Source organism: Hypericibacter terrae (assembly GCF_008728855.1).
Classification (GTDB): Bacteria; Pseudomonadota; Alphaproteobacteria; order Dongiales; family Dongiaceae; genus Hypericibacter; species Hypericibacter terrae.
Genome location: NZ_CP042906.1, coordinates 3,807,913 through 3,831,057 on the forward strand (window position 1 = coordinate 3,807,913; position 23,145 = coordinate 3,831,057).

25 protein-coding genes are annotated in these 23,145 nt (G+C 65.8%); 20 read left to right on the plus strand and 5 right to left on the minus strand.

The genetic code is table 11. From position 1 onward, the window contains the following. Window positions 1-21: 21 nt before the first annotated feature. From FRZ44_RS17290 to FRZ44_RS17330, 9 genes are all read left to right on the plus strand, one after another. Window positions 22-1,437 (plus strand): aldehyde dehydrogenase family protein, encoded by a 1,416-nt coding sequence (locus FRZ44_RS17290; protein WP_151178357.1) that lies wholly within the window; start codon window positions 22-24, stop codon window positions 1,435-1,437. Further along, a complete protein-coding gene (locus FRZ44_RS17295) occupies window positions 1,415-2,197 on the plus strand; it encodes an N-formylglutamate amidohydrolase (protein WP_191908153.1) in 783 nt (260 codons plus the stop codon). Before FRZ44_RS17290 ends, FRZ44_RS17295 begins: the two co-directional genes overlap by 23 nt. A 99-nt stretch (window positions 2,198-2,296) precedes the next feature. After that, window positions 2,297-2,890 (plus strand): helix-turn-helix domain-containing protein, encoded by a 594-nt coding sequence (locus FRZ44_RS17300; RefSeq protein WP_225308313.1) that lies wholly within the window; start codon window positions 2,297-2,299, stop codon window positions 2,888-2,890. A gap of 109 nt (window positions 2,891-2,999) precedes the next feature. Further along, window positions 3,000-3,719: an ABC transporter ATP-binding protein gene (locus tag FRZ44_RS17305; RefSeq protein WP_151178360.1), complete on the plus strand. Its 720-nt coding sequence runs from the start codon at window positions 3,000-3,002 to the stop codon at window positions 3,717-3,719. A 76-nt stretch (window positions 3,720-3,795) separates the two neighbouring features. Next, window positions 3,796-4,962: an ABC transporter substrate-binding protein gene (locus FRZ44_RS17310; protein WP_151178361.1), complete on the plus strand. Its 1,167-nt coding sequence runs from the start codon at window positions 3,796-3,798 to the stop codon at window positions 4,960-4,962. An 87-nt stretch (window positions 4,963-5,049) separates the two neighbouring features. Next, complete coding sequence (locus tag FRZ44_RS17315) at window positions 5,050-5,751, plus strand: ABC transporter ATP-binding protein (protein WP_151178362.1); 702 nt, start codon at window positions 5,050-5,052, stop codon at window positions 5,749-5,751. Window positions 5,752-5,759: 8 nt separating this feature from the next. After that, window positions 5,760-6,659: a branched-chain amino acid ABC transporter permease gene (locus FRZ44_RS17320; protein ID WP_151178363.1), complete on the plus strand. Its 900-nt coding sequence runs from the start codon at window positions 5,760-5,762 to the stop codon at window positions 6,657-6,659. Between the two features lie 22 nt (window positions 6,660-6,681). Next, a complete protein-coding gene (locus FRZ44_RS17325; protein ID WP_151178364.1) occupies window positions 6,682-7,836 on the plus strand; it encodes a branched-chain amino acid ABC transporter permease in 1,155 nt (384 codons plus the stop codon). 3 nt (window positions 7,837-7,839) lie between these two features. Beyond that, complete coding sequence (locus FRZ44_RS17330; protein ID WP_151178365.1) at window positions 7,840-9,243, plus strand: glutamine synthetase family protein; 1,404 nt, start codon at window positions 7,840-7,842, stop codon at window positions 9,241-9,243. 49 nt (window positions 9,244-9,292) lie between these two features. Here FRZ44_RS17330 and FRZ44_RS17335 read toward each other — a convergent pair whose 3' ends face one another. After that, window positions 9,293-9,520, minus strand: coding sequence for an anti-sigma factor family protein (locus tag FRZ44_RS17335; protein ID WP_151178366.1), 228 nt, complete (start codon window positions 9,518-9,520; stop codon window positions 9,293-9,295). A gap of 312 nt (window positions 9,521-9,832) precedes the next feature. Here FRZ44_RS17335 and FRZ44_RS17340 point away from each other — a divergent pair, with 312 nt between their 5' ends. From FRZ44_RS17340 to FRZ44_RS17365, 6 genes are all read left to right on the plus strand, one after another. Beyond that, window positions 9,833-10,252 carry a hypothetical protein gene (locus FRZ44_RS17340; protein WP_151178367.1) on the plus strand — a complete coding sequence of 140 codons (420 nt, stop codon included), beginning with the start codon at window positions 9,833-9,835 and terminating at the stop codon, window positions 10,250-10,252. Window positions 10,253-10,334: 82 nt separating this feature from the next. Continuing rightward, the gene (locus tag FRZ44_RS17345; protein WP_151178368.1) at window positions 10,335-10,949 is read left to right on the plus strand and encodes a sigma-70 family RNA polymerase sigma factor; all 615 of its coding nucleotides are present in this window, start codon (window positions 10,335-10,337) and stop codon (window positions 10,947-10,949) included. Window positions 10,950-11,342: 393 nt separating this feature from the next. Continuing rightward, complete coding sequence (locus tag FRZ44_RS17350; protein ID WP_151178369.1) at window positions 11,343-11,957, plus strand: sigma-70 family RNA polymerase sigma factor; 615 nt, start codon at window positions 11,343-11,345, stop codon at window positions 11,955-11,957. A gap of 228 nt (window positions 11,958-12,185) precedes the next feature. Beyond that, the gene (locus tag FRZ44_RS17355) at window positions 12,186-12,392 is read left to right on the plus strand and encodes a DUF3185 family protein (protein WP_151178370.1); all 207 of its coding nucleotides are present in this window, start codon (window positions 12,186-12,188) and stop codon (window positions 12,390-12,392) included. Between the two features lie 43 nt (window positions 12,393-12,435). Further along, the gene (locus tag FRZ44_RS17360; RefSeq protein ID WP_151178371.1) at window positions 12,436-12,750 is read left to right on the plus strand and encodes a DUF883 family protein; all 315 of its coding nucleotides are present in this window, start codon (window positions 12,436-12,438) and stop codon (window positions 12,748-12,750) included. Between the two features lie 3 nt (window positions 12,751-12,753). Then, window positions 12,754-13,179: a hypothetical protein gene (locus tag FRZ44_RS17365; protein WP_151178372.1), complete on the plus strand. Its 426-nt coding sequence runs from the start codon at window positions 12,754-12,756 to the stop codon at window positions 13,177-13,179. A gap of 128 nt (window positions 13,180-13,307) precedes the next feature. Here the strand turns inward: FRZ44_RS17365 and FRZ44_RS17370 are convergent, their stop codons facing one another. Together FRZ44_RS17370 and FRZ44_RS17375 are read right to left on the minus strand one after the other, a co-directional pair. After that, window positions 13,308-13,463, minus strand: a complete 156-nt coding sequence (locus FRZ44_RS17370) for a DUF3309 family protein (protein ID WP_151178373.1) — start codon at window positions 13,461-13,463, stop codon at window positions 13,308-13,310. Between the two features lie 108 nt (window positions 13,464-13,571). Next, a complete protein-coding gene (locus FRZ44_RS17375; protein WP_151178374.1) occupies window positions 13,572-13,772 on the minus strand; it encodes a CsbD family protein in 201 nt (66 codons plus the stop codon). A gap of 278 nt (window positions 13,773-14,050) precedes the next feature. Between FRZ44_RS17375 and FRZ44_RS17380 the strand changes: the two genes are divergently transcribed. Further along, the gene (locus tag FRZ44_RS17380; RefSeq protein WP_151178375.1) at window positions 14,051-14,488 is read left to right on the plus strand and encodes a PRC-barrel domain-containing protein; all 438 of its coding nucleotides are present in this window, start codon (window positions 14,051-14,053) and stop codon (window positions 14,486-14,488) included. Window positions 14,489-14,608: 120 nt separating this feature from the next. On the opposite strand, the gene FRZ44_RS17385 is transcribed toward FRZ44_RS17380, so the two are convergent. Continuing rightward, on the minus strand, window positions 14,609-14,809 hold the full coding sequence (locus FRZ44_RS17385) for a hypothetical protein (protein ID WP_151178376.1): 201 nt from the start codon (window positions 14,807-14,809) through the stop codon (window positions 14,609-14,611). Between the two features lie 181 nt (window positions 14,810-14,990). On the opposite strand from FRZ44_RS17385, the gene FRZ44_RS17390 reads away from it, so the two are divergent. From FRZ44_RS17390 to FRZ44_RS17405, 4 genes are all read left to right on the plus strand, one after another. Beyond that, the gene (locus FRZ44_RS17390) at window positions 14,991-16,160 is read left to right on the plus strand and encodes an acyl-CoA dehydrogenase family protein (protein WP_151178377.1); all 1,170 of its coding nucleotides are present in this window, start codon (window positions 14,991-14,993) and stop codon (window positions 16,158-16,160) included. 104 nt (window positions 16,161-16,264) lie between these two features. Beyond that, entirely contained in the window at window positions 16,265-17,827 is a 1,563-nt protein-coding gene (locus FRZ44_RS17395; protein ID WP_151178378.1) for a trimethylamine methyltransferase family protein, read from the plus strand. A gap of 537 nt (window positions 17,828-18,364) precedes the next feature. Further along, window positions 18,365-20,983, plus strand: a complete 2,619-nt coding sequence (locus FRZ44_RS17400) for a glycosyltransferase (RefSeq protein ID WP_151178379.1) — start codon at window positions 18,365-18,367, stop codon at window positions 20,981-20,983. A gap of 30 nt (window positions 20,984-21,013) precedes the next feature. Next, window positions 21,014-22,702: a glycoside hydrolase family 17 protein gene (locus FRZ44_RS17405; RefSeq protein WP_151178380.1), complete on the plus strand. Its 1,689-nt coding sequence runs from the start codon at window positions 21,014-21,016 to the stop codon at window positions 22,700-22,702. Here FRZ44_RS17405 and FRZ44_RS17410 read toward each other — a convergent pair. Further along, complete coding sequence (locus tag FRZ44_RS17410) at window positions 22,616-23,041, minus strand: hypothetical protein (protein WP_151178381.1); 426 nt, start codon at window positions 23,039-23,041, stop codon at window positions 22,616-22,618. The two genes, FRZ44_RS17405 and FRZ44_RS17410, sit on opposite strands and share 87 nt — an antisense overlap. Window positions 23,042-23,145 lie beyond the last annotated feature (104 nt).

Here is a 23,145-nt window from a genome sequence, read left to right on the forward strand (position 1 = left end):
TCCGGCATTTCAGGAGCAGCCATGAACATCGCGGTCAATGCCCAGGGCCCTGCCCTGGAGGTCGTCTCTCCGGTCGACGGCAAGGTCTATGCGCGCCGCAGTTATTCCACCGGTGCGGCGATCGAGGCGGCGCTGGCCCGCGCCGAAGCCGCTTCGCGCGACTGGGCCCGCACCCCGCTCGAGGTCCGGGTGGCGCTGGTCGCGCGCTTCGGCCAGGAAATGATCAAGCGCGCGCCGCAGCTGGCCGAGACGCTGGCCTGGCAGATGGGCCGCCCGCTCTGGCAGGCCGACGAGACGCCGCGCCTGAAGCTGGTCGGAGAGCTGGCTTCGCAGGCCGCCGGTGCCGCCCTGGCCGAGGAAGGCTATCCCGCCGACCCCGGCATCCGCCGTTTCGTGCGCCGCGTGCCGCATGGCGTGACGCTCGCGATCTGCGCCTGGAACTACCCGGTCGCGATGATGGGCTATCTGGTGACCGCCCCGCTGATCGCCGGCAATGTCGTGATCTTCAAGCATTCGCCGCAGACGCCGCTCACGGCGGAGATCGCGGCCGAGGCCTTCGCGGCCGCAGGCCTGCCCGAGGGCGTGTTCCAAGCGGTCCATATGACCCATCCCGATGCCGAGAAGGTGATCGGCTCGGGCCGGTTGCGCGCCGTCAATTTCATCGGCTCGCTCGCCGGCGGCAGGCGTGTCCATGCGGCCGCGGCCGGGACTCTCACCCAAGTCCATCTCGAGCTCGGCGGCAAGGACCCGGCCTATATCCGTGCCGATGCCGACATCGAGCGCGCCATTCCGCTCATGGTCGAGGGTTGCTATTCCAACGCCGGCCAGTCCTGCTGCTCGGTGGAGCGGATCTATGTCCACAAGTCGATCGCCAAACGGTTCACCGAGGCCTTCGTGGCCGAGGCGCAGAACGTGACCCTCGACCATCCGATCACCGGCAAGCAGCCCTATATCGGTCCCGTCGTCCGGGCAGTCGCGGCGGAGAACATCCGCAACCATGTGGCCGACGCCCTGGCCAAGGGCGCGAAACAGGCGCTTGCGACCGGCCGCAGCGCGGCACGCGATCTGGGGCCGGCCTATGTCGAGCCCGAAGTGCTGATCGACGTGAACCATTCGATGGCGGTCATGCGCGACGAGACCTTCGGGCCGGTGGCGGCGATCCAGGCCGTCAGCGGCGACGAGGAAGCGGTGAAGCTGATGAACGACACCGAATATGGCCTGACTGCAAGTGTGTGGACCGCCGACAGCGAGACCGGCGTGGCCTTGCTCGATCAGGTGGATGCAGGCACGGTCTATCTCAACCGATGCGACCATGCCGACCTCTATCTGCCCTGGGGCGGCTTGCGCAATTCGGGCACCGGCCGGGTCAATGGCCGCGAGGGCATCCTGCAATCGACGGAGACCAAATCCTTCCATGTCCGCACCCGTTTTGTCTGAGGCGGATACCGAAAGACTGGCGGCTTCATCGATCCGGACGATCGATGGCGACACGAAGCCCGGCATTCTCCTGATCTGTGAGCATGCCGGGCGGGTCGTTCCCGAGCCCTGGGCCGATCTCGGCCTGCCGCGATCGCTGCTCGACACGCATTTCGGCTGGGATGCCGGCGCGGGCGCCCTGACCGAAGCACTGGCGGAGCGGTTGAAGGCGCCAGCGGTGCTCGCGACCTATTCGCGGCTCTTTCTCGACATCAACCGCTTCGAGACCGATTGGGACGCGATGCGCCCCGACCTGGCCGGCATCCCGGTGCCGGCCAATCTCGACCCCGATCCGGCGGACCGCGCCTTGCGCGAACGCGTGGCGCGCCAGCCCTTCGACCAGTCGACGCTGGTGCAGATCGCCCGCTTTCGCGCGGGGGCGCGGCCGGCCATCGTCTCGATCCACAGCTTCACGCCCCTGGTGAGCGGCAAGCCGCGACTGACCGAGATCGGCGTGCTCTGGCGCGAGGCCTGCCGCATGGGTCCATCGGTGCTGGAATCGCTCCGCCGCGAAGGGCGCTACAGCATCGGCGACAACGATCCCTATGACTGGCGGCTGGTCGAGGGTTATACCCTGCGCCGCTACGCGCTCGACCGCGAGCTTCCCTGCCTCTATCTCGAGATCCGCAACGACCGGCTTGCGACCGCGCGCGGCGTCGACGAGATCGCCGACAGCCTGGCCCCCGCGCTGGCCGCCTGCGTCGCCGGGCTCCCGGCCTGAAGCGGCTTCCGCGCTCGACGCGGCCATGGACAGGCTGCCGACCGCAACGCTAGCTTGGGGATGGATTTGCCAAATCGGAAAGGGAGGCTTGCGTCACCCGTGCGTCGGCCCATCGTCCTCGCCAAGATTCGCGAAATTCGCAAGAGCAAAGGCCTGACTCTGGAGCAATTAAGCCAGGCCAGCGGTCTTTCGGTTTCGCAGCTTTCCAAAATCGAGAACGGGAAAGCGCGCCTCACCTTCGATACCGCGCTGATGCTCTCGGGGCTGCTCAAGGTGCCGGTCACGGCGTTCCTCTCTAGCCCGACCTCCGCCCCCGTCGCGCGGCGCTCGATCACGCGGGCCGGCGGCGGCATCGTCCACAACACGCCCGGCATGAAGTTCGAGGTGCTGTGCAGCGATTTTCGCGAAAAGCGCAATGTTTTCTGGCGTGTGGTGGTCACGGCCAAGACCGTCGAGGAGGCCGGCGGCTGGCGCCATCATCCGGGCGAGGAATTCCTCTTCGTGCTGGAAGGGACGCTCGAGATCCACACCGAGCATTACGAGCCGGTCCGGCTCAAGCCCGGCGACAGCATCCTGTTCGACGCCAACATGCCCCACTCCTATGTCTCGCAGGGCAAGCGTGATGCGGTGGTGCTGATGTCCAACACCGTGCCGGCCGACGGCGAGCCGCCGGCGGTGGTGACGCACCGCTGACCGCTCCCGCCCGGGCCGGCTGAACCGGTGGTTTTTCCAAAAAAGAAAATCACCTTGCGGATCGGAAAAGCGGCTCCTACCATCGCCTCGCGGAAAGGGTTGGCGCAGGGTGCTTTCGGTCCAGGGTGTCAGCAAGAGTTTCGGGGGCGTACATGCGCTGCGCGACGTCACGGTCGCCTGCGGCGCGGCCGAGATTCTGGGCCTGATCGGACCCAACGGAGCCGGCAAATCGACCCTGGTCAATGCCATCAGCGGCGTGCTGCGCCCCAGCCGGGGAAGCATTTCGCTGGGCGACGAGGATCTGACCGGCCGCGGGCCCGAACATGCCGCGCGCCAGGGCGTCGGCCGCACCTTCCAGAACCTGCGCCTGTTCCCCTTCATGACCGCGCGCCAGAACGTGGAGGTCGCCCATATCACCTGTCGGCGCCATCGCCCCGAGACCGCCGCGGCAATCGATGTGGATGCGCTGATGGCGGAATATGGCCTGGACGTGGTCGCCGAGCGGCCGGCCGGCACCCTTCCCTACGGCCAGCAGCGCCGGCTCGAGATCGTCCGCGCGCTGGCGCTGGGCCCGCGGCTGCTGCTGCTCGACGAGCCGGCGGCGGGCCTCAACGACTATGAGTCCGAGGAGCTGGCCCATGCGGTCCAGCGCATCCGCGACCGCACGCAAGCCGCCCTCATCGTGATCGACCACGATCTGCGCTTCATCATGTCGGTCTGCGACCGCATCTGCGTGCTCGACATGGGCGAGGTGGTCGCGATCGACGTACCGGGTGCGATCCGCGCCAATCCGAAGGTGATCGATATCTATCTCGGCCAGATGAACTGAAGGTCCGGCCGATATCCGAGCGTGACGAACAGACTTCGAACAAAGCAAAACATCTGGGAACTGGGAGGATGAATTCATGAAAGCGGTAAGACTCATGCCGGCGGCCGCGCTGGCGATCCTGGCGGCGGGCTTCGGCGCGGCGCCCGCCTCGGCGGACAACACGGTCAAGATCGGCGTCGCCGTCGCCTTGACGGGCCCTCTGGCGCCCTACGAGGAGACCGAGGGCGCCCGCTGCATGGCGGACAAGCTCAACAAGGCGGCCGGTCCCAACGATCCCAAGATCGAGGTGCTGACCGCCGACAACCGCTCAGACGCGCAGCTCTCCGTGTCGCTGGGCCAGAAATTCCTCGATGACGGCGACCAGGTCATCGCCGGCCTGCCTTTCCCCGACGCGCTGATCCCGATGACCACCATGGCCAAGAGCTATGGCGTGACGGTCTTCTCCGCGCCGAACACGCAGGTCGAGATGCAGGAGCTCGATACCGACAACTTCATCGCCGGTGCCGTGCCCGATCCGATCAATGCCGCGGCCACCGCGGCGGTGGTCTATGCCAAGGGCGGCCGCAATGCCGTGCTGCTGACCTCGGAGGATGCCGGCTCCTGGTCGGCCAAGCTGCCGGAATGGTTCGGCGAGGCCTTCACCGCCTGGGGCGGCAAGGTGCTGGGCAAGTTCAATTACAGCTTCGGCATCACCGACTGGTCGCCGCAGATCGCCAGCATCAAGGCGCTGCCCGAGAAGCCGGACGTGGTCCATGTCTGCGGCGTGCTGCCGGATGTCGGCATCCTGATCCGTCAGCTCCGCGCCAACGGTTATGACGGCTGGGTCGTCGGCTGCGACGGCTTCGACGATCCCTCGCTCGAATCCACCGTCGGCAAGCCGGAAGACCTGGACAAGGTCATCTTCGCGACGCACGGCCTCGTCGGCATGGGCGGCCCGATCGATACCTTCCTCGCCCAGTGTAAGGCCGACGGCTTCAAGGTCAACGGCATCTTCGACGCGCTCGGCGCCGACATGGTGATGGTCGTCGCGGGCGCCGCCAAGAAGGCGGGCAGCACCGATCCGGTGAAGCTGCGGGAGGCGATGCGCGCCGAAGGCGGCTATCCGGGCCTCACCGCCCCGACCATCTCCTTCTTCGAGCATAAGAGCTATCCGGTGAAGACGGTGCCGGTGATCGGCTTCGAGAACGGCAAGCGCGTGCTGCTGACCGACGCGATGCCGACCAAGATCCCCTACCTGAAGTGACGGTTCGGCAGGCCGGCGGCGGGTGCTGACAACAGCGCCTGCCTGCCGGCCCGCCTTTCCCTCGCCTCAGGCTCCGTCCGAGCGCCCATGCTATCCGTCGAAAGTCTTTCGGTCCGTTACGGCGCCATCCGCGCCCTGCATGGCGCCTCCATCCGGGTGGGCGCGGGCGAGTTCGTCGCCCTGTTGGGACCCAACGGCGCCGGCAAAACCTCGCTCATTTCCGGCATTGCCGGCCTTGTCGCCGCCGAGGGCAGCGTCGTCTTCAAGGACAAGCAGATCGTCCGCCTGCCGACGGAGGATCGCGTGCGGCGCGGCCTCTCCATGACGCCCGAGGGCCGGCATGTCTTCGCCAACCTGACGGTCGCCGAGAATCTCCGGCTGGGCGCCGCGATCCAGACCGACCGCGCCGCCTTCGCCGCCGACCTCGACAAATATCTGACGCTGTTTCCGATCCTGAAGAGCCGCTACAACCAGCTGGCCGGGACGCTGTCCGGCGGCGAGCAGCAGATGCTGGCGATCGCGCGCTCGATGATGTCGCGCCCCAGCCTCCTGATGCTGGACGAGCCGTCGCTCGGCCTGGCGCCGCGGATCGTGGCGCAGATCTTCGACTATATCGCCATCCTCAAGGCCGAAGGCGTGACCCTGCTGGTGGTCGAGCAGAACGTGATGCAGGCGCTGAAGATCGCGGACCGTGCCTATGTGATCAGCTCCGGCGTGATCCGCCATGAGGGGCCGGCGCAGGAGCTGCGCGAGGACCCGCGCCTGATCGACCTCTATCTGGGCGGGTGAAGCGGAAGATGGATTACGCGGTCCAGCAATTCGTCAATGCCCTCGCCTTCGGCGCCGAATACGCGCTGATCGCGCTAGGGCTGGCGCTGGTCTATTCGATCATGAACCTGATGAATTTCGCCCATGGCGAGATCATCGCCTCGGCCGGCTACAGCATGTATCTGGCGATCCTGATCGGCTTCGATTCCCCCTGGCTGGTGGCGCCGGTCGCCATCATCGCCGGCGCCGTCACCGCCATGCTGTTCGAGCGCATCGCCTTCCGGCCGGTGCGCCATGCCCCCGCCACCACCGGGCTCCTCACCGCCTTCGGCGTCAGCATCGTGGTGCAGAATCTCTTCACCCTGCTGGTCTCGCCGCGCCCGCGCGCCGTTCCGGCTCTCACCAGCCTCAACCAGACCATCTTCATCGGACCCTATGCGATCTCCTCGCTGCAGCTCCTCGAGCTGGTCACAGTGGCGATCGCCATCACCGGCCTGGTCCTGTTCCTCAAGCGCTCGACCCTCGGGCTCGCGATCCGCGCCGCCACCCGCGAATTCTCGACCGTGCGCCTGATGGGCGTGCGCGCCAACCGCGTGATCGCCACTGCCTTCGCGCTCTCAGGTTTGCTCGCCGGCATCGCCGCGATCTTCATGGTGGCGCGGCGCGGCAGCGTCGATCCCGATTTCGGCTTCCAGCCGGTGATCAAGGCCTTCGTGGCCTGCGTGCTCGGCGGCTTCGGTTCGCTCGGCGGCGCCGTCTTCGGCGGCATGCTGCTGGGCTTCCTCGATGTCGCCATCGTCATGTTGCTGCCGCAAGACATGGGCGGCCTCAGCGACGCCATCACCTACTCGATCATCGCGGCCCTGCTGGTCTGGCGGCCCGACGGGCTGCTGACGCGCCGGATCGAGCTCGGCGACAAGGAGATCTGATGGCCATGGGAATCTCGATGCGATGACGACGGCCGTTCCCGAACCCGCCGCTCCGATGGCCGCCGCCGCCAGGCCCGCGGCCGGGAAGGCGCTGCTGCGCTCGCTGGCCGGCGGCCTCCTGACCGCGGTGCCGATCGTCGTCATCGGCCTCCTGATCCTGGAGTTCGCGCCGGCCTATCTCGTCCGCATCACCTTCGCGGCCTATGTCAATCTGCTCATCGTCCTGGGTCTGCAGATCTTCATGGGCAATTCCATGGTCGCCAATCTGGGCCAGGGCGCCTTCGTCGGCATCGGCGCCTATACGGTGGCGATCCTGGCGACGCCGATCGCGATGAAGAAGATGTCGATCCCCAACGCGCCCTTCGGCCTTTCCCATGTCGCGATCGACCCGCTGCTGGCGGCGGGCGCCGGGCTCGGCATCGCCGGCATCGTCGCGTTCCTGACCGGCATCGTGGTGGCGCGGGTCTCGGGCGAGGCGGCGACCATCCTCACCTTCAGCCTCCTGATGATCGTCCACTCGGTCTTCATCCATTGGACCGACCTGTTCAAGGGTGCCCAGGCCTTCTTCGGCATCCCCCAGGTGGTCAATCTGCAGATCGCGGTGGCGCTTTCGGTCGTCGGGATCGTACTGGCGCGGCTCTTCAAGGACAGCCGGGTGGGCCTGCAGCTGCGCGCCAGCGCGGAGAGCCTGCTGGCCGCGCGCGCCTTCGGCGTCGATGTGGTGCGGCTGCGCCTGATCGCCTGGGTGGTCGGCGCCATGTTCTGCGCGACAGGCGGCGTCCTCTACGCCTATTTCATGGGCACCATCAATGCCCGCGCCTTCCATTTCGAGCTGGTGCTGACCACGCTCGCCATGCTGATCCTCGGCGGCCTGCGGACGGTCTCTGGTGCCGTCTTCGGCTGCGTGCTGCTCTCGACCGTGCTCGAGGTCATCCGCACGCTGGAGAACGGCGTCACCATTGGCAATTGGCAGACCCCGCCTTTGCTCGGCCTCTCCGGCCTCGCCATGGGCGGCGTCATCGTGTTCAGTATGATCTTCCGTCCCAAGGGCATGATTTCCCGCCTCGAGTTCGACGAGCTGCTGCGGCAATGGTTCGGCCGCCGGACTTCCGTCGAGGCGGCTTCCGGATCGCAAGGCGATCCCGGCGACCAGAACGATGCGAGCAAGGCGAGGTAGGATATGACGACGGATTTCGAGAACGCGGTTTCGGCGCGCAAGGCGCGGCTTCAGGAACTCCAGCGCGAACTCGCGGAGAAGGGCGCCCGCTTCATCCATGTGCATATGCCGGAGATCAACGGCGTCTATCGCAGCAAGACCACGCCCTTCAAACTCTCCTATAACGGCGACGCGCTGAACGCGATTCTCTACTGCGTCGCCCATAGCGACGGCAATCCGCTGCCGGTGCCGGTCTTCGGCGGCCCGATCAGCAACGACGACAATGGCTATCCCAACATCATGGCACTGCCCGACCCGGCAAGCGTGCGCCATCACGGCTGGGATCCGCGCTTCGCCTCGGTGATCCTCAACTCCTTCATGCTGGACGGACGGCGCTGCGGGCTCGACCCGCGGGCCATACTGCAGGCGCAGGAGGATCGCTCGCGCAAGCTGGGATACGAGCCGATCTTCGCGCTCGAATACGAGTTCGGCATCTTCCATGCCGATCACGACCTGATGCGCGCCGGGCGCTATCGCGAGCTCAAACCCTGGGGCCATTCCTTCGTCAACTACGACCTGGTCCGCAGCGGCGACTACCAGTCCTTCATGGCCGAATTCATCGACCGTCTGGCCAGCCTCAATATCGGCGTGGCCTCGGTCGTGACCGAATATGGCTATGGCATGTACGAGTTCGCGCTGGCGCCGAAGCCGGCGCTCGAGGCTGCCGACGACGCGATGCGGGCCAAGCTGCACTTACGCGAGCTCTGTGCCGAGCGCGGCATGGTCGCGACCTTCATGACCCGCTTCCAGACCCCTGGCCGCGAGAGCGCCTGCGGCGGCCATCACCATCAGAGCCTCTGGCGCGACGGCAAGAACAGCTTCGCCGCCGGCGCCAACAAGCTCTCCGAGGTGGCGCAGCATTATCTGGCGGGCCTCCTGGCAAGGCTGCCGGAATCGCATCTGTTGTTCCGGCCCACGGTCAATTCCTACCGCCGGCTCGATCGCGGTGCCTGGTCGCCGGAGGATGCGTCCTGGGGCTACGAGAACCGCACCGCGGCCGTGCGCGCCATTACCACGCCGGTGGCCGATGCCGCGCGCTTCGAGCATCGCGTACCGGGTGCCGACATCAATCCCTATCTCTCGATCGCGGCGATGCTCGCGGCCGGACTCGACGGTGTCGAGGAGAAGATGGCGCTGGAACCGGCCGCACCCGGCAATCCCGGTGTGCTCAACCGGCCGGGTCTGTCGCGCACCCTGAAAGGCTCGATCGAGAGCTTCACCGGATCCGCCTTCATCGACCGCGTCTTCGGAGCGGAGTTCAAGGCGCATTACGCGCTGAGCCGTCAGGCCGAGCTCGACGCTTTCGACAGCTGGATGGCCGCCCAGATCACGGACTTCGAGTTCCAGCGCTACTTCATCGGGACTTGATGCGCAGCAACCTCGCGGCGGATTCCCCTATGGGATCCGTCGCGCGCCGCTATTTCGCCTTGCGCGGAATGGCGTCCAGCAGGCGCTGCGGGATTTCCTCCCGCAGCAGCGCCTTGCCGAACAGCCTCATCCGGTTCGCCTGCTGGCGGAGCTTCTCCACATTCGCGGCACCGTTGGGATTCTCGCGCAGATAGGCCTCGACGCGGGCCGCCTCCTGCTTTGCGAGGCGACCTTCGACATAATCCTGCAACTCGCGACTCGAGACCCTGCGCGGCATCTCTTGCCTTGACCTCATTTCTCTTTCGAAGAATGCGGCTCCCCCGAGCCCGCATCTGATTCGACATCTGAACTAAACGAGATGGTCGAGGGTTTGATCCTCGATTGTTTCCGACCTAAGTCGGAAACCGCCCGACTTAAGTCGGAGAAAAAGCGCCCTGCTACAATCATACGCGATTCCTATGTGATTTCATAACTGCCTTCTAACTCGCTGTTTGCAAAGCAGAGATCGCAGATGCCACAACCTTCCCACGCGAAACACCCTTCTCACTTCCGGCGATTCGAGCCAAGTCTGTTCCCGTGAAGGCAAAACGTGGTTAGCAAAACACTAAGCTCGCCGACATGGTTTGAAGTCGAGACGACAAGAGACAAGACGATCCAGATCCTCGCCAGCACGGCATCACAAACGAGGTCAGATCCAATGCTCGAAGCGAATTTGACGAAGACACCATTGCCGGAGCTCATCGATCCCGAAGCGATGTTCGGGCTTCCGGAAAATCTCCTGATCTATTCCTGCCTCGCCGACGAGACCAAGATTCAGGCGCTCAATCTTTGGAAGCACGACCTCGTGCTCCTGATGACGGCGACAGACGAGAATATGCCGGCGCATACGGGCCAACCGTCGTATATGCCGGGTGAGAGCACCGCAGAGATGTTGCGGCGTGTCTCGAACGTTCTGCTGGCCCTCGATCCTCTCGAGACCGGCAAGAGCGGCCCATCCCATCGCGCATAACTGCCGCGCGAGCCCGCTGGCGAGAGCCGGGGGTAAACCAACGCGAACAAGAAATCACAGGTTTTGGAAAAGGGAGTTCGTCATGACACACCATCTCGCTGACAACCAGCCCGAGAGCTTCGATATCGCCGAGCAATTCCGGGAGGTGATGCCGCATCTGCGGGGCTACGCCCGGTCGCTTACCCGCAACGCGGATGCCGCGGACGATCTCGTCCAGGATGCGCTGGTGCGGGCCTGGGCGTCGCGGACGCAGTTCATCCCCGGTACCAATTTCCGCGCATGGATGTTTACCATCATGCGCCACCGCTTCCTCGACGAGTGCCGTCGCAACAAGGGCCCGCATCTGGCGATCGAAGATGTCAGCAATCATGCGGCCCTGGTCAGCGGTCCGGCCCAGGACTCGGCGATCGAGTTCGAGGAGATGGCCTGCGCCTACTGGCAGATGGCGCCCAACCATCGGGAGATCCTGATGCTGGTGGGCGCTCTCGGGCTCGAATATGAGGAAGCCGCCAAGGTCATCGGCTGCGCGGTCGGAACAGTCCGCAGCCGCCTGTCCCGGGCGCGCACCGAGCTGCAGAATCAGATCGAGCGCGGCGCCGGGCGCCTGATCCAGCGGCCCTCGAGCAAAAAGGGCGCGCCAGCTCCCCGCTCGATTGCCACGCAGGAGTTCCTGCGAATGCTGAACGCGGCCGCTTAAGCCGGCGCCTGGAATCCGACCACTCCCCGGGGCGCGCAAGCGCCCTGGGGAAATCGGCCCGCTCGCAAAACCTCCTCCATCTCTGCGTAGTTTCCGAACCTATCCCCTGTGCCAGCGCGGTCTATCCTGCGAGCGGTCATTCTGATGCTCGCGACTCATCTGCGGCGTGGGGTCGCCCTCCTGGTCGAGGGTATCCGGGTGACGCCTCTATACCAGGCGCTGACTTGAGACAGGACGGCAAGAGTCCGGTTCGTCTCGAAGCTCTTTGCGCTCCATGCCGGCAAGACCGGCCACCAACACTGCAGACGAAACCACGCGGGCGACCTGGTTTGTGCCAGGGGGAAGCCGCCTCGCCGCTCATTGCTGTTGACTTCAGGAAGAGGGAACTTGCCCATGACACGCCATCTCGCCGCGACTTCCGACTCGTCCGTGACGCCTGATCTTGCCGACCAATTCGTCGGTTCGATTCTCAATCTGCGTGGCTTTGCCCGCGCCCTCACCCGCAACCCCGATTGGGCCGATGACCTGGTGCAGGAGACGCTCGCCCGGGGCTGGGCCTCGCGCAGTCAGTTCGTGCCGGGGACGAACTTCCGGGCCTGGATGTTCACCATCATGCGTCATCGCTTTCTCGACGAATGCCGACGCAACAAGACTCCGGCGCTGGAAATCGAAGAGGCAAGCCATCACGCGGCCCTGATCAGCGGACCGGCTCAGGATTCGGCGATCGAGTTCGAAGAGATGGCCGCTGCCTATTGGCAGCTCGCTCCCAACCATCGGGAGGTCCTGATGCTGGTGGGGGCGTTGGGGCTCGAATATGAAGAAGCCGCCAAGGTCATCGGCTGCGCCATCGGCACCATTCGCAGCCGCTTGTTCCGAGCGCGCGCCGAGCTGCAAGGCCGGATCGAGCGCGGTACCGGCCGGGTCAGCCGGGCGGCCGGCTGTCGGCAGCAAAAGCGATCGCATCCGACGGCGGGCGAGGCCTTTCTGCGCCAGCTTCGAAATGCCTGAGCCGTCAGGCGTCGCCGCAGCAGATATGTTCTCAAAGTCGCGGCGGCGGGCCCAGGCGCGGACCCGCCTTCTCCTCCCCGCCGGAAATATGAGCTGCGAGCGACGCCCCCACCGGCCGGAAAGAGCGGAACCGATGGCAAGCCATTGCGTTCCTCGGTCAGGCCCTGCCAACCGGCAACGGCCTGATATTGCTCATCAAGCCATTTGAACCTGAAGCAGAGGGCCATTATGACCCCGTTTCGCGCCTTGGGCATCGCCGTCGCCGTTGCCGGCTCCGTCTTTCTCTTTTTCGGATTGAATGCCTCCGACGCGCCGCTGGCGCAGGCCAGCGAAGCCTTGACCGGCAGCTACAGCAACCACACGCTCTGGTATATCGCCGGCGGCCTTGGTGCCATGATCGCCGGCGCGTCCATGGCGCTGCCGAGCCGGCGCTGACCGCCACCCCGATGGCCTCTCTTCAGATGAAGGACCGAACCCCATGAAAGCCAATGCCGACGACGCCACGATCAACACCGTACGCGAGGATCTGGATCAGCTCCGGGCGGACCTCAAAAGCGTCATGGAGGCGATCGGCACTCTCAAGAGCGATGCCGGCGCGGCCATGAAGGACCAGGCGGCACGCGCCGCCGGCAATATCGGCCGTAAGGCCGAGGATATCTTCGAGGATCTCAAGGGCGAGGGCGAGCGCGCCACGAAGCTGCTGACCAGCGCCGTCAACGAGCATCCCTACAGCTCTCTCGCCATCGCGCTGGCCATCGGGATCGTCATCGGCCGCACACTGGATCGGCGGTAATCCATGACGAACCTCGATGCCGGCCTGCTCCGGCTGCTCCTTGGCGTGGCCGTCCTCGAGCGTGCCGAGGCGGCCAAGCGTCGGGCAAAGAAGGCCCTGGCACTGGCCGGGGTCGGTCTTGCCCTGGCGGTGGCGCTGGGCGGGACTGCCGTGCTCGTCCTCGGCGAACTCTCGGTGTTCCTGATCGAGCTGCATCTGGGCCGCGCCAACGCGCTGCTGATCACGGCCGCGGGCGCCGTCGTCCTTGCGGCCGCCGCCGGCTATTTCGCCTGGACTCAGCTGCTGCATCTTCTGGATCCCAAATCCGCGAGGAAGAGGGCGACGGCTGCGGGCGAGGCGGACGCTTCGAAGGATCCGCTCTGGAACCTCGCCGGGGCGCTGGCCGTGGGCATCATCGCCGGCGCATCTCGGGGTCGAGACGCCGAATAGCCGCTTCCCACGGTAAATCGGGACGTAGAGAAGCCCGCTGGCGCTCGGCCTCCGCATGGCCAAACCCCGGCGGGCTCGAAGTTTCGGAACCGACCATGCCGCCGGCAGGCCGGCGGCGCTGTCTGCCGCTAGATGCGACCCATCAGCAACAGAACCACGATCACCACCAGCACGACCGAGAAGATGCCGGTGGGGTAGTAGCCCCATTCACGGCTGTAGGGCCAGGCCGGCAAGGCGCCAATCAGCAACAGCACGAGAATGATCAGAAGAATTGTGCCAAGCATGGGGATTCTCCCTCATGAAAAAAGAACGGCAATGAACAAAGCCGTCGATTGATCGGGAACCTCGGGCAACGCCGGACTTGCATCCGCGCCGCCCGAGCGAGGCACCCGTTAGTGGTAGCGGCGCTCCCAGTCCTTCACCTGGCGCTCGGCCTCGTCTTTGGCGATGCCGTAACGCTCCTGGATCCGGCCCACGAGCTGGTCGCGCTTGCCCGCGATCCGCGTCAAATCGTCGTCGGTGAGATCGCCCCACTCTTCCTTGAGCTTGCCGGTGGCCTGCTTCCAATTTCCTGCGATGGTGTCCCAATTCATGGACAGCTCCTTTGGTTGTGCGGCGCTGCAATCGACCGCTGCCCCAAGAACGCAATCCCATTCGCCCGAGTTCCCGCCAATGGGTCGCCGCCCCGTCGGCGTGTGGCATCCTTGTGACCTCGAGCCGTTCGGACCGCGGGCGATTCCGGCGCAGGAACCAAGCCAACCGGCTCCCGTTCTCTCCCTATCGTCGCAACGGCAGATCGCCTTGGCCTCTGCTGCGGCGTCACCGCACGCGATGCGGATCACCGTTGTGGGAACAATGTTTGGAGGCTGATATGAACCGAGTTTCACTCCTGCTCGCGAGCGGCGCCATGCTCCTTGGCAGCAGCGTCGTGTGGGCGGACGACACCACCACGACCACGGTCCCGACACCGCCGTCGGATACCATCACTCAGACCAGTTCGGCGCAGGTGCCGGCGACGGGCGAGGTCGGCGTCAGGCAGCTCGTGGGCGTGGACATCCGCAATGCCAACGACGAGAAGGTTGCCGAAATCAAGGACGTGCTGATCGGCAACGACAACACGGTCGACACCGCGATCGTCACCGTCGGTGGCGTGATGGGTGTGGCGGGTCGCAATGTCGCCATCGCGTGGAACCAGATTCAGTTCTTCCGCGATGCCGACACGATCAAGGCCAAGACCAGCCTGACAGAGGATCAGCTCAAGGCGCTGCCTGAGTACACTTCCGACGGGGGCGTCTGGCATACCAAGTAGACCCCGGAAGCCAGAAACTCTCGTCGAAGCGAAAGGGGAGTGTTGGTTGCGGCGATCATCTGGCCGCCGCCAGCCTCCCTTCTTTGCGTTTATCGATCGTCATCGGCACCCGGCGCCGGGTCAACGGCGTCCGTAACCGTGATAGCCGTGATAGCCGTGATAACCGTAGTAGCCGGGATAGCCGTAGTAGTAGGGGTGATAGTAGTAAGGTCGCGGTGCGTCATAGTAAGCCGGATAGGCGCTCACGGCGCAGCCGCTCAGGATGACCGCCGCCAGCAGCAGCGGCGCTCCAACCCGCAGAACGCGTAGCGAGTTTCTCATTGAAGTCGCACTCCAAGCCGATATGGGGCCCGGAACGGGTTTCATGAACCCGGGTTTCGGGTTGGGTCGGGCCTGACCGACCCTCTGCTCCTTACACGGCATAGGCGGCGAAATCCGTCGCCCGCCGCGGCCCGATACGCTATTCAAGAACCCGTTATCGGGCTGTCCAGGAGCGAGGGATATGGATCTCGAATTGTCGGTGCGCGAGAAGGAACTTGCTGCAAAGGGTCGGGACTTCTGCGATCAGGTCTTGGTGCCGCTGGAGCTGATCGCGGATGAACATGGAGAAGTGCCCATGGAGCGCCGCGCCGCCATTCGCCAGGCGGTGCGCGACTGGGGTCTTGCCGGCATCAACCACAGCAAGGAAAACGGCGGGCTGGGCCTGACCATGGTCGAGCAGACCGTCATCGAGGAGCAGCTCGGCCGCGTGACCAACGGACTCTGGAGCTGCGTCTGGCGGCCGCCGGTCAGTCTCAAATTCGGCACGGCCGCGCAGAAGCGCGACTATCTCCAGCCCTCCTGCCATGGCGAGCGGCGCGGCTGCTTCGCCATCACCGAACCCAATGCCGGCTCCGATCCGCGCCAGGTGGAGACTACCGCCGTGCGCAAAGGCGACCGCTGGCTGCTCAACGGGGAGAAGTGGTTCGTCACCTCCTACAACGCGTCGGACTTCATTATCGTCCATGCCCATGTCGACAACGATCCCAACAAGCCGACCCTGTTCCTGGTCGACAAGCCGGCCAAGGGCATGACCCATCTGCGCTCGCCGAAATTCATGCACAACTTCGCCTTCGATCATGCCGAGCTGCGGTTCGAGAATGTCGAAGTCCCGGCCGACCGCATGCTGGGCGACGTCGGCCAGGGCCTCGAACTGACCAAGGACTGGTTCGTCGAGGCGCGGCTGCAGATCGCGTCGCATGCGCTCGGGGCGGCGATCCGCGCGGCCGAGATTGCCAACGACTACGCCACGAACCGGGTCCAGTTCGGCAAGCCGATCCGCGATTTCCAGGCGATCGAGTTCATGCTGGCCGACATGGCGGTCGAGATCTTCGCCGCCAAGTCGATGCTCTATCGCGTCGCCTGGGAGATCGATCGCAAGATCGACCGCAAATTGATCCATGGCCGCGCGAGCGCCCTCAAGCTCTTCTGCTCCGAGATGGCCGGCCGTGTCATCGACAAGGCGCTGCAGATCCTGGGCGGACGCGGCTATATGCGCGAAAGCCCGCTCGAGCGGCTCTATCGCGATATCCGCGTGGATCGTATCTGGGAAGGCACCTCCGAGATTCAGCGCCTCGTGGTGGCGGGCCAGATCCGCAAGCGCGGCTTCGATGTCTATTCGGGCTGGGAATGAATTCGGTAGATCTCCGCAGCTTCAAATCGACGGTATTTTGCAATTATTTGTGGTTGCGCTATCCTGACTCTTGAAAGCGGTGTTCTCGAACTCAGGGGGATGGGATGACGGAGCGACCCTCACGCCGCTCGGGCGGGCGCGATGCGCGGATCGCGGCGCGCCAGACCAGCGATTCCAGCCGCGTCGTCCGGCCGGGCCTCATGGGCGGCCAGTACCGGCCGCTCTCCGACCGCGACGTCGAGCGCATCCACGCGGCAGCCTTGTCGGTCCTGGCCGAGATCGGCGTTGCGGATGCGCCGCCGGCCCTGCAGTCGCTGGCGCTCGAGCGCGGCTGCAAGCTCGATCCGAGCGGACGCCTTCTCTTTCCCCGCATGCTGGTCGAAGACGTCATCGCCAAGGCGGCCCGCGAATTCTGGGTCCATGGCCGCACGGATTCCCGCTATGACGTCCATGTCGGCGGCCAGCGCGTCCATTTCACGACGGCCGGCGAAGCGGTTACGGTGCTCGACCTGAAGAAGCGCCGATTCCGGCCCTCGACCCTGGTGGACCTTTACGACTTCGCGCGCCTGGTCGACCGGCTCGAGCATATCCATCAGTTCGGCCAGACCATCGTGGCGACCGAGATCGCCGATCCGCTGGCCCATGCGGCCAGCATCGCCTATGCCTGCCTCTCCGGAACCGCCAAAACCTTCGGCATCAGCATCGGCCAGGCCGAGCATGTGGCGCCGATCGTCCAGCTGTTCGACATGGCGATGGGCGGCGAAGGCCGGTTCGTCAAACGGCCGTTCGCGGTCGTCGGCTGCTGCCCGATCGTCTCGCCCCTGCGCTTCGCCGAGGATTCGACCGCCGTCCTGATGGAGACCACGCGGCTGGGGCTGATCGGCGACGTCGCCATCGCCGCGCAAGCCGGGGCGACCGCGCCGGCGGCGCTGGCCGGCACGCTGGTCCAGACCGTCGCCGAGACGCTGGCGACCGTGATGGTGGTCAATCTGGTGCGGCCGGGTCACCCGACCACCTTCGGCATCTGGCCCTTCGTCTCGGACCTGCGGACCGGCTCCTTCACCGGCGGGGGCGGCGAGGAGGCGATCTTGAGCGCCGCCGCCATGCAGATCGCCCGCTATTACGACCTGCCGGCCTCGGTCGGGGCCGGCATGACCGATTCCAAGCTGCCGGACAACCAGGCGGGCTTCGAGAAGGGCGTCTCGGTCGCGATGGCCGCGCTGGCGGGCGGTAACTATGTCTGCGAATGCGCCGGGATGCTGGCCAGCCTGATGGGCTGCTCCTTCGAGGCCATGGTCATCGACAACGACATGCTGGGCATGGTCCAGCGCAGCCTCCGGGGCATCGAGGTTAACGACGAGACCCTGTCGCTCGACGCCATCCGCCAGGCGGTCGACGGCCAGGGCCATTTCCTGGGATCCGACCAGACCCTGGAGCTGATGCAGACCGAATATCTCTATCCCGAGATCGCCGACCGCAAATCGGCCTCGGTCTGGGCCGAAGCCGGCGGCCGGGACGTGCTCGAGGCCGCCCATGAGCGGGTCCATGAGATCCTGGGGTCGCATTATCCGAATTATCTAGATGCCGGGACCGACACCGCGATCAGGGATCGTTTCCCGATCCGACTGGCTCCGGAGGATATGCGGGCAGCCTGCAAGCGCTGGTAGACGCAGGGCCGGTCGGCCGCATCCCGGCCTTTCCGCCAACGACGCGGCGGTTCGTCGCAGTATCGCCCGGCTGATTACAGAACCGTAACACACACCGGTTTTGCCCCCGGACGACATGGCCTCATGTCGCGTGGAAACGCTTCCGATCCTTACGCCACAGAAATCGCACGATGCGTCGGGTTGTGCGTTGATCGCAGATTTGAATTGCGATAATTACGCATGAATACGCCATCAAATTACCTGAATTACAGGCGTAACTGTGCCCGTTAGGGCGCTGACAAGGCGAGCCAAGAAAGGAAGATCAGAACCGACCGCGGCGCGACGCGTGGTTGTGCGATCGGCTCCTCGAGAGCCGGCACTGGTCTCTTTCATTTTCGGGACAAGTGGGATTTGGCGGCACGCAGAGCGATCTGCGGTGCGGCAAAGCCGCGCGAACACAGCGCCGACACAGGATTTGAGCGACCTCTGCGTGATATGCGACGGGGAACAAACTTTAAGTTCCGCAGTTGAACAGCGGAACGGGCGACGACAGGGACCATGCGTATTTCAAATTGGATCATTGGATTGGTCACGGCGGCATTTTTTGCTGGCGCGTGGGGCATCACCAATCGACCGGTGGACGAGCAGCCCTGGCGCGGCGAACTGCGCGGACTGTCCTTCGCGCCCTATACCGACGCCCACAATCCCATGACCAAGGTCGACCCGACGCCCGAGGAGATCTCGCGCGATCTCAAGGCCGTCGCCAGCGTCGCCCGCTCGGTCCGTACCTACACCACGCAAGGCACCATGATGCAGGTGCCGCGGCTGGCTTGGAAACAGGGCCTGACCGTCACCGCCGGCGCCTGGATCGGGCCCGATCTCGAAGCGAACAAGCGCGAGATCTCGAACCTGATCGACATGACGCGCAGCAACGGCAACATCACCCAGCTCATCGTCGGCAACGAGTCCGTCCTGCGCGCCGATGTGACGGTGCCGGAGCTCATTCAATATATCCGCGCCGTCAAGGCACTGACCCCGCTCCCCGTCAGCACCGCCGAACCCTGGCATGTCTGGCTCGCCCATCCCGAGCTGGCGCAGCAGGTCGATTTCATCGCGGTCCATATCCTGCCCTTCTGGGAAGGCATCGACCCGGACCAGGCGGTCCAGTTCGTGATGGAGCGCTATGAGGATCTGCAGCGCAAATTCCCCAACAAGCGCATCGTCATCTCGGAAATCGGCTGGCCGTCCGAGGGCCTGACCCGCAAGGACGCGGTCGCCTCGCCGGTCAATCAGGGCCTGTTCCTGCGCCGCTTCCTCGCGGTCGCCCAGGAACATAATCTCGACTATTTCGTGATCGAAGCCTTCGACCAGCCCTGGAAGATGCAGGTGGAAGGCGGCGTCGGTGCCTATTGGGGCATCTTCGACGCCGACCGCAAGCTCAAGCCCGCGCTCGACGGCGTGCTGATGAACCGGCCCGACTGGCCCTGGCTTTCGCTGGCGACCCTCGCCATGGGCCTGCCCTTCGTGCTCTGGCTGCTGCGCCAGGAACTGGGCCTGAAACGCCGCGGCCGCCTGATCCTCGCCATCCTGGCGCAGGGCACCGTTTCCGCCGGCGTCTGGGTCTATGCCGCCTATTCGGGCCTCTATCTGACCGATCTCGATATCGGCGTGCTGGGCGTGATCGCGCCGGCGACGCTGCTGCTGCTCGGCGTGTTCCTGACCGAGGGCATCGAGATGGTGGAATGCCTCTGGCGCGGCTCCTCGCGCCGCCGCCTGGCGCCGCCCGCCGCCCTGGGCGACACGCCGCCGCCGATGGTCTCGATCCATGTCCCCTGCCGCAACGAGCCGGCCGACATGATGATCCGCACCATCAAGGCGCTCGAGCGGCTCGACTATCCGAACTTCGAAGTGCTGATCATCGACAACAACTCGACCGACGACAGCTGCTGGCAGCCGGTCGAGGTCTATTGCCGCAATCTCGGGCCGAACTTCCGCTTCTTCCATCTGCCGAAATGGCCCGGCTTCAAGGCGGGCGCGCTCAACTTCGCCCTGGCGCACACCAACCCGGATGCCCAGGTCGTCGCCACCATCGACAGCGACTATGAAGTCAGCCGCGAATGGCTCAAGGACCTCGTCGGCCATTTCGCCGATCCGCAGGTGGCGCTGGTGCAGGCGCCGCAGGATTACCGCGACGGCAAGGACGACCTCTTCAAGCGCTTCTGCTTCTGGGAATATGCCGGCTTCTTCCATCTCGGCATGAAGACCCGCGACGAGCACAACGCCATCATCCAGCATGGCACCATGGCGCTGATCCGGAAGGATGCCCTGACGCGCGTCGGCGGCTGGGCCGAATGGTGCATCACCGAGGATGCCGAGCTGGGCCTGCGCCTGTTCGAGGCGGGTTACCGCGCCGTCTACACCGAGAAGAGCTACGGCAAGGGCCTGATCCCCGACAGCTTCGACGCCTTCCGCAAGCAGCGCTATCGCTGGGCCTATGGTGCGATGCAGATCATGAAGACCCATTGGCGCGAGCTGCTGCCCTGGGGCGAGCGCAAGCTCACCCGCGCCCAGCGCTACCAGTTCGTCGCCGGCTGGCTGCCCTGGATCGCCGACGGCTTCCAGCTGATGTTCGTCGCCCTCGCCATCCTCTGGACCGCCGGCATGATCGTCCTGCCGCAGTTCATCGAGCCGCCTTTGACGCTGTTCCTCATCGTCACGCTCGGCATGTTCACCTTCAAGGTGGGCAAGTCGCTCTGGCTCTATACCCAGCGCGTCCCCTGCAGCTTCATCGAGCGGCTGGGCGCCTCGCTCGCGGGGCTCGCCCTCGGCCACACCGTCGCCAAGGCGGTCTGGCGCGGCGCCTTCACCACCAACCTGCCCTTCATGCGCACGCCCAAGCTGGAGAACCAGCCGGCCTTCATCCGCGGCCTGCTCGCCGCCTGGGAGGAGACGCTGATCGCGGCGCTCCTGGTCGGCTTCGGCGTCCTCATCATGATGACCCGCGGCGTGGTCGAACCGGCGGCCAAGCTGTGGGCCATGCTGCTCTTCGTGCAGGCCCTGCCCTTCGCCTCGGCGCTGGTGCTGTCCATGATCAATGCCCTGCCCTTCGGCCAGCGCCGCCATGTGGCGCTGCCGCTGGGTGCCGCGGAGCAGGCCAAATCGCCTGCCGCCGAATAGCCCGTTCGGGCTGACATGGGCGAGCCAGCGGTGAACCGCCAACCGGCGGCGCAGCGGTCGGGTTTTCTGGCCCCTCTCCTGGCGCTGCTGCTGGCCGGCCTCGCCGGCTTCGGCTTCTGGTGGCAGATGGGCCGGCCGGTCACCCTCACCGACGCGCCGCCCGGCAAGATCCATTGCGTCTCCTACACGCCCTTCCGCGGCAGCCAGACGCCGTTCGATCCCACGCTCCATATCCCGGCCTGGCAGATCGAGGAGGATTTCAAGATCCTCAGCACCGACGTCGATTGCGTGCGGCTCTACGCGACCGACCAGGGCCTCGACCAGGTCCTGCCGATCGCCCAGCGCTACGGCATGACCGTCCTGGTCGGCGCCTGGATCGGGCGCGATCCGCTGGCGAACGAGCGCCAGTTGAGCGACGTGATCCGGCTCGCCAATGCCTATCCCGACACGGTCAGGGCGATCATCGTCGGCAACGAGGTGCTGCTGCGCGGCGAGCAGACGCCCGAGGCCCTCGCCGCCATGCTGGCGCGGGTCAAGCAGGCGACCGGCAAGCCCGTCACCTATGCCGACGTCTGGGAGTTCTGGCTCAAGGCGCCGCAGCTCGCCGACGCCGTCGATTTCGTCACCGTCCACGTCCTCCCCTATTGGGAGGACCAGCCGCAGCCGGTCGCGGCCGGCCTCGCCCATCTCGAGGCGATCGTCGACAAGGTTCGCGCCGCCTTCCCCGCGAAGCCGATCCTGATCGGCGAAACCGGCTGGCCCAGCGAGGGCCGAGAGCGCGAGGACGCAACCCCGAGCCTGGTCAACCAGGCCCGTTACCTGCGCGAGTTCATGGCCTATGTGGCCGGAGCCGGCGCCGGGCTCGACTACAATCTGATCGAGGCCTTCGACCAGCCCTGGAAACGCGCGCTCGAAGGCACGGTCGGGGGCTATTGGGGCATCTTCGATGCGGATCGTCAGGCGAAGTTCCCCTGGCGCGGCCCGGTCAGCGAATATCCGCAATGGCAGACCGACTTCGCGATCGCCAGTGGGCTCGGTTTCGTCCTGCTCGGCGCCGCTTTCCTCCGGGGCTATCGCGGCACTATCGGCGACTGGATCCTGGCCGGCCTGATTGCCGAAGCGACCGGCAGCGCGCTCCTGCTGCAGGTTCGCCATTCGCTGCTCGCTTCCATGGCCTCCTATGATTATGCCGCCGAAGCCCTGCTGCTGCTGGTGACCGCCGGCAGCGCGCTCGCGGTGTTTCATGCGCAGGCGACCGGGCGCTTCAAGATCGCCGCCTTCTCTTCGGCTCTCGCCTGGCTGTGCCGTCCCTGGCGCAAGCGCCTCGATCTCCCGACGATCCTGGCGCTGCTGCAGGGGTCCGCCGTGGTCACGGCGCTGGCGCTGTCGCTCGGATTCATCTTCGATCCGCGTTATCGCGACTTTCCGCTGGCAGCGCTGCTCACGCCGGCGATCGCCTTCGCGTGGCTCGCCTGGAGTGCCCGCGACATCGCGGCCGCGCGCAAGGCCGACCGGCGCGAGGAGGCGTTGCTCTCGGGGCTGCTGTTCCTGGCGGGCTTGCTGGTGGCGATCCGCGAAGGGCCGCTCAATTTCGTGGCGCTGGGCTGGGCCGCCACCGCGCTGCTGCTGGCGCTACCGCTGCTGCCGGCCTTGCGGGCGCTCCGGGTCGGGGCCGCTGAGCCCGGTATCGGCGCGCACCAGGCGCAGCAGGCCAAATAGCAGACCGAAGGCTGCGGCGCCGGCGTTATAGAGCACGACGCCCCAGAGCCCCAACGCGCAGGCCAGGACAGCCAGAGGCCGCCAGCCGGTGATCAGCGCCAATATGCCGACGCCGAGCGAGGCCATGCCCCAGCCGCCGCCGCGCGAGATCACCACCAGCAGATCGCGCGGACCGCACCACCAGGGCGCGGGCTCGCCCAGGCAGGCGATGCCGATGCCGCGCGGCTCGATCACCAGGAACCGCGCCGCCAGCGCCAGCGCGAGCACGACCACGGCACTGGCGATCCAGGGACGGATCACGGCCAGCAACGCGCGGCGTGAGATCGGGGCATCGCTCATGGTGCAGGCTCGAACAGCGAGGGACATTGGGGACAATGCCTGGAGCCCGATTTCGGGTCCAGCATTTCCACCCCAACATTATGCAATCCCCGAGTTCGGCAATC